General features: G+C 41.7%; 11 protein-coding genes. 8 read left to right on the forward strand and 3 right to left on the reverse strand.

The features are described from left to right. Nucleotides 1-30 precede the first annotated feature (30 nt). Nucleotides 31-468, forward strand: a complete 438-nt coding sequence (gene rpiB, locus PZB74_RS08230) for a ribose 5-phosphate isomerase B (protein WP_302242054.1) — start codon at nucleotides 31-33, stop codon at nucleotides 466-468. Here rpiB and PZB74_RS08235 read toward each other — a convergent pair. Beyond that, nucleotides 465-1,886, reverse strand: a complete 1,422-nt coding sequence (locus tag PZB74_RS08235) for a hypothetical protein (protein ID WP_302242056.1) — start codon at nucleotides 1,884-1,886, stop codon at nucleotides 465-467. The two genes, rpiB and PZB74_RS08235, sit on opposite strands and share 4 nt — an antisense overlap. Before the next feature lie 139 nt (nucleotides 1,887-2,025). Here PZB74_RS08235 and rbfA point away from each other — a divergent pair, with 139 nt between their 5' ends. The 3 genes from rbfA (at nucleotide 2,026) to PZB74_RS08250 (ending at nucleotide 6,712) form a co-directional block, all read left to right on the forward strand. After that, the gene (gene rbfA, locus PZB74_RS08240; RefSeq protein ID WP_302242057.1) at nucleotides 2,026-2,421 is read left to right on the forward strand and encodes a 30S ribosome-binding factor RbfA; all 396 of its coding nucleotides are present in this window, start codon (nucleotides 2,026-2,028) and stop codon (nucleotides 2,419-2,421) included. 25 nt (nucleotides 2,422-2,446) lie between these two features. Next, complete coding sequence (locus PZB74_RS08245; RefSeq protein ID WP_302242059.1) at nucleotides 2,447-3,679, forward strand: FtsX-like permease family protein; 1,233 nt, start codon at nucleotides 2,447-2,449, stop codon at nucleotides 3,677-3,679. A gap of 72 nt (nucleotides 3,680-3,751) precedes the next feature. Continuing rightward, on the forward strand, nucleotides 3,752-6,712 hold the full coding sequence (locus PZB74_RS08250; RefSeq protein WP_302242060.1) for a DEAD/DEAH box helicase: 2,961 nt from the start codon (nucleotides 3,752-3,754) through the stop codon (nucleotides 6,710-6,712). On the opposite strand, the gene PZB74_RS08255 is transcribed toward PZB74_RS08250, so the two are convergent. Beyond that, nucleotides 6,709-8,010, reverse strand: a complete 1,302-nt coding sequence (locus tag PZB74_RS08255) for a Kelch repeat-containing protein (RefSeq protein ID WP_302242061.1) — start codon at nucleotides 8,008-8,010, stop codon at nucleotides 6,709-6,711. The genes PZB74_RS08250 and PZB74_RS08255 overlap by 4 nt on opposite strands. A 111-nt stretch (nucleotides 8,011-8,121) precedes the next feature. On the opposite strand from PZB74_RS08255, the gene rnhB reads away from it, so the two are divergent. From rnhB to PZB74_RS08270, 3 genes are all read left to right on the forward strand, one after another. Next, nucleotides 8,122-8,697, forward strand: coding sequence for a ribonuclease HII (rnhB, locus tag PZB74_RS08260; RefSeq protein ID WP_302242773.1), 576 nt, complete (start codon nucleotides 8,122-8,124; stop codon nucleotides 8,695-8,697). 115 nt (nucleotides 8,698-8,812) lie between these two features. Beyond that, a complete protein-coding gene (gcvT, locus tag PZB74_RS08265) occupies nucleotides 8,813-9,889 on the forward strand; it encodes a glycine cleavage system aminomethyltransferase GcvT (RefSeq protein ID WP_302242062.1) in 1,077 nt (358 codons plus the stop codon). Nucleotides 9,890-9,959: 70 nt separating this feature from the next. Then, entirely contained in the window at nucleotides 9,960-10,670 is a 711-nt protein-coding gene (locus PZB74_RS08270; RefSeq protein WP_302242063.1) for a 2-phosphosulfolactate phosphatase, read from the forward strand. On the opposite strand, the gene PZB74_RS08275 is transcribed toward PZB74_RS08270, so the two are convergent. Further along, nucleotides 10,667-11,125 carry a regulatory protein RecX gene (locus tag PZB74_RS08275; protein WP_302242064.1) on the reverse strand — a complete coding sequence of 153 codons (459 nt, stop codon included), beginning with the start codon at nucleotides 11,123-11,125 and terminating at the stop codon, nucleotides 10,667-10,669. The two genes, PZB74_RS08270 and PZB74_RS08275, sit on opposite strands and share 4 nt — an antisense overlap. Before the next feature lie 373 nt (nucleotides 11,126-11,498). On the opposite strand from PZB74_RS08275, the gene PZB74_RS08280 reads away from it, so the two are divergent. Next, entirely contained in the window at nucleotides 11,499-11,732 is a 234-nt protein-coding gene (locus tag PZB74_RS08280) for a hypothetical protein (protein WP_302242065.1), read from the forward strand. Nucleotides 11,733-11,888: the final 156 nt, after the last annotated feature.

Genomic DNA, 11,888 nt, shown 5'->3' on the forward strand with positions numbered 1-11,888 from the left:
TTTCTAGATATATTAAGAAAAATACATACAATGGCCGACTCTGTAATAGCAATAGGTTCAGATCATGCAGGCTTTAATCATAAGCAAAAAATAAAAGCCCATCTTGAGCAGCAAGGCTATACCGTAAAGGACTTTGGTACCAACTCTCCAGACTCGGTAGACTATCCAGACTTTGCTCACCCATTGGCTGAGGCTGTAGAAGATGGCTCATGCGAATTAGGGATATTGGTGTGTGGAAGCGGCAATGGCGTAGCCATGAGTGCCAATAAACATGCAGGTATAAGAGCGGCTATTTGCTGGACTGACGAACTGGCTGCGCTTGCGCGCCAACACAACAATGCGAATGTATTATGTGTGCCGGAACGATTTGTAAGCGAAGAGCTGGCGCTTCAGATGACTGATACTTTTCTGAAAACAGATTTTGAAGGAGGAAGACACGGAAGAAGAGTGTCTAAAATCTCTTGCTAGTCTGTATCTTCATTCAGAATATAAATATTATTACTTCCGGCCTGTAGTTGGTACGAGGTTTCCAGCAAAGGAATCCGCTGCTGTAGGTCGGGCATTAGACTTTCCAGGTCTATTATCACCACGGGCATATTCTCATTAAAGCTGTGGTAAATTCTGGTTAAGTTCTCAAAGTAACCGGTGGCCGCCAAAAGTTGTTTTGAAAGCTGCCAGTCCAGATAGGGAGTAGCCATCTTCGCTTCACGGTAGATACTCAGCTGATCACCCAGCACCAGCACTTCTTTCCCTTTCACTAGTTCGTCATATGCAGTCTCTTGCACCATAAGCTCTGGGGTATTGAAAATACGTCCTAAAGCAAAATATCCATATAAAAAAGCATAGGCATTTAGCACTACCAGCACAGCAAATAAAACAGTAGTAAGCTCTGCAAAAATGAATCTGCGAATAGAAAGCAGGTAGTGGGTTACAAAAAATGCAATAGAGGGCACCAGTGGTAACAGGTGGTACGGAGAAAGTTCATTAACAAAAAATAGCGTCGCTACAGTAGCCACTACTTTAATAAGCATAATTTGCTGTAACTTGCTCTGCTGGTTAGTAAAGCGACGTATTTGTCCAACTTTGTACAGAGAGAGTATCAAAAATATGAGAGGAATAATGCTCAGATATAGTAGCCAGAGTGGGTGAACATAAAAATCACGGCTCAAGGTTTCAAAGGCTAGAAGGTACTGATCTAGAAACCCGTCCAGCCCGTCCACTACAAAAAAATAGGTGCTTGCTATAAGGAGAGGAAGTGCGGTACCATAGAGTAGCAACAAATGACGACGTATAGAGACATTGGCAAATAGCATATAAGCCATAATAGTAGACAGCAAAAAGATAATACTGGGTAAGTAACAGAGAGCTGCCAGGCCAATGTAAATACCTGTACTAAGAATTCGGTTGTCTTGAGAACGGCTTTCTACCCTGTAAAAAACATTTCTGAGTGCCAGCAGTATCCAGGTAAGCGCGATAAGTACAGGAGAAAGCACAAAAAAGTCAAAAGAAAAGCTGCTTAGGATAATGTAAGCAAAAGCAGGGACATAGGTGTTCTCGTTAAACGCTTTTTTAGTAATCAGAAAATTGTTAAATACCAGACTTTGGTAAGTAGTAAGCAGCATAGCCAGTAAAACATATACCGTTTGGCTACGGTTAAATATTAGCTCTATTAAAGCATAACACAGAGCTGCCAATGGGCCTATATTATCCCAGACACCTACATATAAACTATGACCTTCAGAAATTTTTTCGCCTACCAGCATCCAGTTGAGTTCGGCAATGCTTAGTGGGGTATCAGCAAAAAGAAAAGGTAGTCTGATAAGAATCAGCAATACAAATACCCCCAACATACGGAAGGGGTCATTTACTCGGAAATAGCTTAGCAAAGGGTCTAGAGTTTAAGCTGTTGAAGGAACTTAAGTGCCGCTGGCAAAAAAAGTAATACACTTTGGTATTCGCAATGATCTGTACTAATTTATAAAATTAGCAACAATTTATCATAATTAGACGTAATTTGGCAGAGATATGAAAGAGAGCAAACGGCAGAAGCAATTCTCAAGTCTGATCCAGAAAGACCTGAGCGAAATATTTCAACGAAATGCGGCATCTTTGGTAGGTTCTTCCTCTACCTTTATTACCGTAACTAATGTGAGCATGAGTGCCGACCTGAGTGTGGCAAAAATATACCTGAGTTTTATGTTGAGTAATCAGCAGCAGGAACTGCTGGATACCATCAATATGAAAAAAGGAGAGGTTCGCCGCCAGCTGGGTAATCGTATAGGTAAGCAGGTACGGGTTGTTCCGGAACTGATCTTCCTCCTGGACGAAAGCGCTGACCATGCCGCACGTATAGATAAAATATTGTCTGAACTGGATATTCCGCCTGAAGATGACGAGAATGCAGACAATAGGGATGATTAATGTTTAACCAAGAGTAGAATAAGTATTGAACCTGTCATTACTGATTGCGAGACGGTATTTTCGCTCCAAGAAGAAGAAGAACTTTATACAGGTCATATCTAACATCTCAATGGTAGGGGTGGCGATTGGCACGATGGCTCTGGTTATTGTGCTTTCTGTATTTAATGGTTTAGAAAATCTTATCCGTGAGTCGTACAACACCTTTGATCCCGAAATCAAAGTAATACCCTCTGAAGGTAAATCTTTCAGCGTGAGTGATTCTTTAATACAAGCCATTCAAAATCTGGAAGGCATAGCTCTGGTTACTGAAGTAATTGAAGACAATGCACTGGTGCGTTACCAGGGTGCACAGATGGTAGTTAAACTCAAAGGTGTAAGCGGCAACTTTGTAGAGCAGGGCCGCCTGGACAAGGCCATGGTGCATGGTGAGCTGGCACTGGAAAAAGATGGAAAAAACTTTGCCATACTGGGTCGTGGCGTGCAGTATACCCTCTCTGTCTCGCCCACTAACGATTTTTATGCCCTTCAGATTTATAGCCCCAAGCGAGAACGAGAGTCAGGATTTAACCCTGACCCAATGACGCGCTACTTCAAAAGACGAAATATAATGCCCGGAGGGGTATTTGCCATAGAAAAGCAGTTTGACGCGAACTACGTTATTGTCCCTCTAGATTTTGCTGCCAACCTGTTTGACTATACCGGGCAGCGTACCGCTCTGGAAATTAAAACCGCAGAGGGTATAAAAATAAGCAAAGTACAAGATCAGTTGCAGGAAGTGCTGGGCGATAGTATGCAGGTACTAAACAGTGACCAGCAGCACGAGAGCCTGCTGCGTGCCATCAAAATAGAAAAGCTATTCGTATATCTTACCTTTTCCTTTATTCTGGCAGTAGCCTCTTTTAATATCTTCTTTTCACTCTCCATGCTGGCTATTGACAAAAAGAAAGATATTGCCATGCTTATTGCTATGGGAGCCAGCAAAAAAATTGTACGATCAATTTTTCTTTATGAAGGAGCCATTATCGCCTTTATCGGTACGGTAAGTGGCCTTACCGTCGGCCTGTTAGTCTGTTGGGCTCAACAAACCTTTGGCCTCATATCCATGGGTATGCAAACTGCTATTGTAGATGCCTACCCGGTAAAGATGCAGTTCACAGATTTCTTCTATACAGCGATAAGTATTACAATTATTACTTTTTTAGCATCATATCGTCCGGCAAGCATCGCTGCTCGTACAGAAGTCAAAGATTTTTTGTAGATTTATAAATTAAGTAAAAGTGCATGCGTACTTTTACCGTTTGTTTGCTATCAACCTTGGCCACTTTTTTGTATGAAAGTATCCACCGAAAGACCATTTAAAATCATATACTCACTCTATCTGCACGAATACCTGGGCTACTTATTTGAGTCCTTTGCGGTACAGCTGGATGAGCAGGGAGGGTTTACTTTTGAACACCAGAACATATCTTCTAAAAACGCACACGAGTTTGCCAGTGAGCTTTCCGAGGAAGACTATGAGCTGATCCGCCTGATGGATGTGATGCAGCAGGAGGTAGTCATCAATAAGTACCATAAGAAAAAGATCAAGACGCATGAGTTTTTTTACAAAATCTACGAGGGTAGCAATGAAAAAAACCAGCAGATACGTCAGGATATAGATGAGTATTTAGAGGACAAACGTGCGAAGATACTGCCTTTGCTCAAAGGCAAACGCCTATTTGAGATGAGTAATGATGGTGAGCCGGTAGGCAATGAAATTGACGTGCTGGACGAAAAGGCTACGGTGCTTTTCCACTTTAGAAGAAATGATGATAACACACATTACTTTCCTACCATTAAACACAATGGCGAAAAAGTAGACTTTCAGTATAAAGATGCCTACATCGTGTGTAAGCAGCCTGCCTGGATGGTGCTAAACAATAAACTTTATAGTTTTAAGAAAGATGTGGATGGCAATAAGCTACAGCCTTTTCTTAAGAAAAAGTTTATCATGATCCCCCGGAAGGTAGAAGACTCCTACTACCGAAAGTTTGTGGCCCCGCTGGTAGCTTCATTTGATGTATACGCTAAGGGTTTCGATATTCAGACCGAACGCTTCAGACCTATACCTCAGCTTAATTTTTATGAGCTTTACCACAGCCAGCCTGAACTGGTAGATGCAGGTAGAAATGGCTCAAAAAACGAACTTGAAGAGTCTGATAAAATCTGCTTTGAGCTATCCTTCTCTTACGGAGAGAACACCTTCAAAAGTACGCAGGATGATTCTGTAAGCGTAGTGGTAGAAAAAGAAAAGGATGATTATACCTTCAGAAGAATAGTGCGCGACTGCCAGAGAGAGCAGGAAGTGCTACAGTTTTTTCAGAAAAGAGCTATAGAATTTCGTAAGTCAAAAGCTGTACTCGAGAAAAGCAAGGCTTTTGAGTGGATTAGCCAGTACAAAGAAATACTGGAAGAAGAAGGTATAGTACTGCGCCAGCACAATGGTACCGAGAAAAAGTATTTTATTGGGGAGTCCAGCATAGATATAGAAGTAAGAGAAAACATAGACTGGTTTGATATTTATGCCAAAGTAAAATTTGGACCTTATGAAATACCTTTCCAGCAAATTAGAGAGCTTATACTGAACAAACAGCGTGAGCTTAAGCTACCCAATGGAGAAATTGCTGTAATTCCTGAGGTGTGGTTTACAGAATACTCGGAGCTTTTTGCTTTCAGTGAAGAAAAAAATACGGAAGAAGGTGAAGGCGTACAACTTAAAAAATATCACCTGGCGCTGGTGCAGGACCTCCAGAGTGGGAGCCTGGCTAAAGTAACGATGGATCGTAAGCTGGAAAAGCTGCGCGAGTTTAGCCGTATAGAAGATCAGCCCCTACCCGATGGTTTTAATGGCTTGCTGCGCCCTTACCAAAAAGCAGGCTACAACTGGATGAACTTTCTGAATGCGTATAATTTTGGAGGATGTCTGGCTGATGATATGGGACTTGGAAAAACCGTACAAACGCTGGCAATGCTTCAGAAGCTAAAAGAGCATAACCATCAGAATGGAAACGCCACAGCTAAGACTTCACTTTTAGTGATGCCTACCTCCCTCATTTATAATTGGGAAATGGAAGCGGCCAAATTTACACCTGATCTCAAAGTATTTATTTATACCGGTACTAATCGTGATAAAAATGTAGAGCAGTTTCAGGATTATGATCTGGTACTTACCTCTTATGGGATTGTACGGCTGGATGTTGACATACTCAAAGATTATTATTTTAATTATGTAATCTTAGATGAGTCGCAGGCTATTAAGAATCCTGACTCTAATATAGCACGGGCAGTTCAGGAGCTTAACTCAAAATTTAGGCTAATCCTGACGGGTACCCCTCTCGAAAACAGTACGCTAGACCTTTGGTCGCAGATGACGTTTATCAACCCAGGCTTGCTAGGTACACAAACCTTCTTTAAAAATGAGTTTGTTCAGCCTATTGAAAAGAAAGGAGACCTGAGCAAAACCGCTAAGCTCTATTCTATTATTAAGCCCTTTATACTACGGCGTCAAAAATGGCAGGTGGCTAAAGAGTTACCCGAAAAAATAGAAAATGTACAGTACTGCTCTATGACTGAGGAGCAGGAAGCCTGCTACGAAGAGGCCAAGTCGTTTTATAGAAATGAAATACTTAATCTGATAGAGACAAAAGGTATTAACAAGTCTCAGTTGCTCTTGCTACAGGGCTTAACCAAACTTAGGCAGATTGCAAATCATCCTAAAATGGTGGATGAAAACTATAGCGGCAGCTCAGGAAAGTTAGAAGATACGATGCACATGCTACTTAATGCTATTAGCGAAGGGCACAAAATACTGGTATTTAGCCAGTTTGTTAAGCACCTGAGCTTGCTCAGTCAGCAGCTGACAGAAAAGGACATACCTTTTGCCTATCTGGATGGTAGCACTAAAAACCGTAAGGAGCAGGTGGAGCGCTTTCAGAATGACGATTCTTTACGCTTGTTCCTTATCTCGCTACGTGCGGGTGGAGTAGGGCTCAACCTAACCAAAGCAGATTATGTTTTTATCTTAGATCCTTGGTGGAATCCTGCAATTGAGCAGCAGGCTATAGACCGGGCACACCGTATCGGTCAGGAAAATAATGTGTTTACTTACAAATTTATAAGCCGAAATACTGTAGAAGAAAAGATATTGAAGCTACAGCAAAACAAACTCAAACTAGCTACCGAACTAATCTCTACCGAAGAAAGCTTTGTTAAAAAGCTAACTAAAGAAGATATTAGTGCAATATTGAGTTAAGGTACATATTCAATAATAGTATTGTATTCCGAAAAATAGTAGCCTTTTTCACCTACAGAGAAGCTTAGCTCATGCCCGGCAGGATTAGCACTATTTAATGGCGTCCACTGATTAGAAGAGGGCTCATATTTCCAGAAATCAGAAATGCCGTTGCCTCCCATATAAGCTTTGCCATTGATGGTAAAAGTAATCATGTCTTGGTGTATTGCCCCGGGAAAATTAGCTTTCTCCAGCCAAATACCTGTTTCTGGATTATAGCTCCAAAGCTCACTTTGGGTAACAAATGCGCCATTACTATCTTTTGTAGTGTAAATATTGTGGATATAGGCCTTGTCATTAATTACAAAGACGCTAGGAAGAAAGATATTAGTGCTTTTTCCCTCATAATAATCTTTTTTAGTCCAGCTGCCCATCGGACTGCCATGTTCGTCTGTTCCTTCTGAGGTAGCTGTTGGGTCAAACTCCCAAACATGTAGATCAAAAGCCGTTAAACCACCTAGCACGTAAGCTTTCTTATTGAGCACAAAAGCAGCAGGGTTATTTCTGCCTATACTGGGTAGGTCCGCCTTACGAGTCCAGCGGTCTGTCTGGGCATCATACTCCCAAAAAGCGGCAGGCTCCTCTTCATTATTGGAGGAAAGCACATAGCCTTTGTTACCAATACTAAAACCTGTTGCACGGATACCGACATTTCCTGGAAAATCAGTTTTTTGCGACCAGGCATTAGTGTTCAGGTCGTACTCCCACCACTCATTATTAACCGTTGATTTACTGCTGCTATTTTCTAACCCCAGGCCTACATAAATTTTATTGTTAATAGCGAAGCCTACCGGCCACTGATCCAACTCGCCAGGGTAATTAGTAAGTGTATGCCAGCCGTCTCCAGAAAGGGTGTTGAACGAAACCTGGGTTCCATACACCACAGTGTTGTTAGCATGCACAAAGTATGGCCTTACATAATAAGTAGTATTAAGCTGTAAATCAGAAGAGTAATCAGCTATAGGAAAGGGCGACTGTGAAATAACAGATGCCGTTTTGTTTTCCCACGTTTGCTGAATAGAATCGTGCGGCACTGGATCCGGAGAAGTAGACCACGCAATGCCAAAGCCTTTGGTTAAAAGCTGATCGTCATCTTCAAAAGTGATACTACTCTCTACCCCTGCTGAGTAAAGTCCTACACTTGATACTTCAGGAACAGTCAGGCTGACGCTAGTATCAATCTGTGGAGACTCGGACGAGTCTTCTTCGCAGGAAAAACTAAGTGCAGCTACAAAAAATATAAACAAATACTTCTTCATCAAACATGGAATTATAAAACACTGCGAAGGTAGTGTCAGGGTTATTCTTTTCAGGCAAACTTTGCAAAGCAATCTAAGCTGTGTAATATTGGCTTACAAAATATGAGCCAGTTGTTAAAAGCATATTATACGCCAGATTTGATAGAAGCCGGTTGCGATGAAGCCGGTAGGGGTTGCCTGGCCGGGCCTGTGGTAGCAGCAGCAGTAATTTTACCTAAAAACTTTACCCACCCTCTCCTTACCGATTCTAAATTATTAAGTCTGAGCCAGCGTAACGTACTAAAAGAAGAAATTAAAGCGCAGGCTTTAGCGTACGCTATTGCAGAAGTAGATAACCAGACAATAGACAAGGTTAATATATTGAACGCTTCTTTTCTGGCAATGCATAAAGCTGTTGAACAGCTTAAAGTACAGCCCGAACTTTTGCTGATAGATGGTAACCGGTTTACACCTTACCCCTTTGTTCCGCATGAGTGTATTGTCAAAGGAGATAGTAAGTATTTTTCTATTGCGGCGGCCTCGGTACTGGCAAAAACGCACAGAGATGAGCTTATGCATGAGCTGGCCCTTACCCATCCGCATTATGGCTGGCAAACCAATGTGGGCTATCCTACTGTAGCTCACCGGGCTGCTATAGCCAAGCACGGAGCTACTCCCTGGCACCGAAAAAGTTTTAAATTGGTGTAACAAAGCCCTTTTCTCAAGAGTATTACTAGCCTGTAGTATGTACTGAATCCTGCATGCAAAGATTTATTTTTCTCGTAACTTTGCCCGCCAGTACATTAACCCAAACCTAGATAACATGAAAAAAACCGCACTATACGATAAGCACGTAGCGCTAGGGGCTAAGATGGTTCCCTTTGCGGGCTATGAGATGCCACTTCGTTATAGCTCCGATATAGAAGAACACATGACAGTAAGAGAAGGCGTAGGCGTATTTGATGTTTCTCATATGGGTGAATTCTACCTAAGAGGACCCAAAGCTTTTGAGTTGGTACAAAAAGTAACCAGTAATGATGCCAGCAAACTGTACGATGGTAAGGCCATGTATTGTTACCTGCCCAACGAAACAGGAGGTATTGTAGATGACCTTATTGTATATCGCCTGAGCGAAGAGGAGTATATGCTGGTAGTTAATGCTGCCAATATTGAGAAAGACTGGAACTGGATAACAAAGTACAATACCGAGGGGGTAGAAATGGAGAATGCCTCTGATCAGGTTTCTCTTTTTGCGGTTCAGGGGCCTAAAGCTATGGCAGTTATCAAGAATATAACAGACGTAGATGTTGAGGGTATGAAGTTCTATACCTTTCAGCAAGGCAAAGTTGGTAATGTGGAAGATGTTATTATTTCTGCTACGGGGTATACAGGAGCAGGTGGTGTAGAATTGTATGTAAAAAATACTGATGCTCTTAAGCTTTGGGAGACCCTTTTTGAAGCAGGCAAAGAAGAGGGTATTAAGCCCATTGGCCTGGCAGCACGAGATACCCTCCGTCTGGAAATGGGCTTTTGCCTATACGGCAACGACATAGATGATTCCTCATGTCCAATAGAAGCGGGGCTGAGCTGGGTAACCAAATTCAACAAAGTATTTACTAACTCGGAGCATTTACAAAAGCAAAAAGAAAGCGGCGGTAAGCAGAAGTTAGTTGGTCTATTGATGGTAGACAAAGGCATCCCTCGTAAAGATTATGAAATATTTAATGCCGAGGATGAAGTTATTGGCCATGTAACTTCAGGTACACAGTCTCCGGTACTTAAGAGAGGTATAGGTATGGGTTACGTAGCTAAGCCCTATGCCAAAACAGAAACTGAAATTTTTATTGGTGTCCGCAATCGCAGGATTAAAGCGCAGGTTGTTAAACCACCCTTTATTTAGTAGCAAACACGAGGGCTTGTGATGTTAAAATTTATTAGCTAATGAGCCCTTTCTTTACGCACTAATTTTCATGAAGAGTATAGATATATGTCTTAGCCCGGATCTTATGCACTTATATGAAGTGCAGGATAAAGCCGTAGTAGTTGTAGATATTTTAAGAGCTACCTCCTGTATGACTACAGCCCTAGCCCATGGGGTAGCTGCAATCAGACCTGTAGCAGAGGTACAAGCCTGCGAAGCATTAGGCAAAGAAGGCTACCTGACTGCCGGAGAGAGAGGGGGAGAAAAGATAGACAGCTTTAACTTTGGAAATTCTCCCTATGAGTACCAATCTGCCGATATTGTAGGAAAAAAAATAGCAGTGACAACAACGAATGGTACTCGGGCAATCAGCCTGTCAGAAGGTGCCAGACAGCTGCTTATAGGTTCTTTCTTAAACTTAAGTACGCTTGCCTCATATCTCAATGAGCAGGAGCACAACATTTTAATAGTATGTGCTGGGTGGAAGGGATTTGTAAATCTGGAAGATACGCTCTTTGCCGGAGCTTTGGCAGAGCAGCTTACTGCCAAATTTACACAGGCTTGCGACAGTACCCTGGCAGCTATTTCCCTATACCACTCTGCTAAGCATAACTTAAAAAGGTTTTTGCAAAACTCATCTCATGTGCAACGTTTGCAGCATCTCAATGGAGATAGGGATGTAACGTTCTGCCTAAAACTAGATGAATATGAGGTGATACCTGTTCTCAAAGGTAAAGAGTTAGTAAAACTGGAGCTTTAGCCCTTAAAAAAGCTCCAGATCAGGTCTGCTTCGTAGCCTTTGCCTATTAAAAACCTTACAGTTTTTTGCTTGCGGTTATAATCATCTTCTCCTTCCAGCGAGTTCCATTTTTTTTCTAATAAGCTATGTAGCTGCGCTACGTAATCCTCTTCCGAAATCTCATTGAGTCCAGAGCGTATACAATAATTGGAGAGGCCTTTCTGGCGAAGCATCATCTCAATTTTTACACGCCCCCATTTATTCTGGTTAAACTTACCTCGGCAAAAGGCCTGTGCATAACGCTCCTCGTTAATAAAGTTTTCAGTAATTAGCTCGCTAAGCACTTCTTCTACAGCATCGCTGTACAAACCATACTGATATAGTTTGTCTCTAACTTCCTGCTGGGTTCGTTCTTGGTAAGCGCAGTATTTGGCAGCTTTTACCTTAGCCTGCTGCCTCAGGTTAGTAACAGTCATACTTTTTAACTCTACTTATAGTACTACAGTTCGCTCCTAACATTATTAAATATGCGGTCTTTCAAATATGCATGCACATCCTTCTAGATCAAATTTGGCCTGATAAATCTAAACTCCTAATCCTTAGCAAATGAAAACTTGCCAACAAATTGACAGTGAAAGCCGTATATTTATTATACTTAAGAATTGCTTCTGAAGGCTTTACAAATTCTGAAAATAGTCTTACCTTATATAACAGGAGTTTAGCTATTTAGCCTGCATTTCTTCTTTTACCAAAGAGAAAGGTTAAAATCACATTTTTCTAAACTAATAAGCATTTTAGGCGTTTTTTTTATACATTTAATTTACAATTCACTGAGAAGAGGAGAGTAGTATGATTGACATGTTACTTTGTGGTGCCGCTTACGTTATCATGGTCTACTTCATGGTCGTACTCATGAAGAAGCGCAACTTTCGCTTCCGAGACGATGATGATGACGACGATGATGGAGGAGTATCTATTACTCCTACCCCGGACCTTGACCTTCCTCCTGGTGTTTCTCTTCCTGACGACAGTGGACCTCGCCACCATAGAAAGATAGAAGAGGCTGAAGAAGTGTTTGCTTAGTGCTTCCCTCTTACATTATTCATTATTACATAATATCTTCGTTATTTTGTCGCATAGTTTACCTACACTGAGCTAAAGTGCACTGAGGGCAACTTTATTTTCTAGCTAATCGTTTTGTGTAGGTCAGGGGTAGCAAGTACAAAAGGCTGCCTCACT

The sequence above is a fragment of the Porifericola rhodea genome, assembly GCF_030506305.1.
In the GTDB taxonomy this organism is placed as follows: Bacteria; Bacteroidota; Bacteroidia; order Cytophagales; family Cyclobacteriaceae; genus Catalinimonas; species Catalinimonas rhodea.

What these genes read in the sequence shown, in the direction of transcription:
- PZB74_RS08255 (WP_302242061.1), bottom strand. Translation starts at nt 8,010, where the DNA reads ATGAAGAAGTATTTGTTTATATTTTTTGTAGCTGCACTTAGTTTTTCC.
- gcvT (WP_302242062.1), top strand. Translation starts at nt 8,813, where the DNA reads ATGAAAAAAACCGCACTATACGATAAGCACGTAGCGCTAGGGGCTAAG.
- PZB74_RS08270 (WP_302242063.1), top strand. Translation starts at nt 9,960, where the DNA reads ATGAAGAGTATAGATATATGTCTTAGCCCGGATCTTATGCACTTATAT.
- rbfA (WP_302242057.1), top strand. Translation starts at nt 2,026, where the DNA reads ATGAAAGAGAGCAAACGGCAGAAGCAATTCTCAAGTCTGATCCAGAAA.
- rpiB (WP_302242054.1), top strand. Translation starts at nt 31, where the DNA reads ATGGCCGACTCTGTAATAGCAATAGGTTCAGATCATGCAGGCTTTAAT.
- PZB74_RS08280 (WP_302242065.1), top strand. Translation starts at nt 11,499, where the DNA reads ATGATTGACATGTTACTTTGTGGTGCCGCTTACGTTATCATGGTCTAC.
- PZB74_RS08275 (WP_302242064.1), bottom strand. Translation starts at nt 11,125, where the DNA reads ATGACTGTTACTAACCTGAGGCAGCAGGCTAAGGTAAAAGCTGCCAAA.
- PZB74_RS08250 (WP_302242060.1), top strand. Translation starts at nt 3,752, where the DNA reads ATGAAAGTATCCACCGAAAGACCATTTAAAATCATATACTCACTCTAT.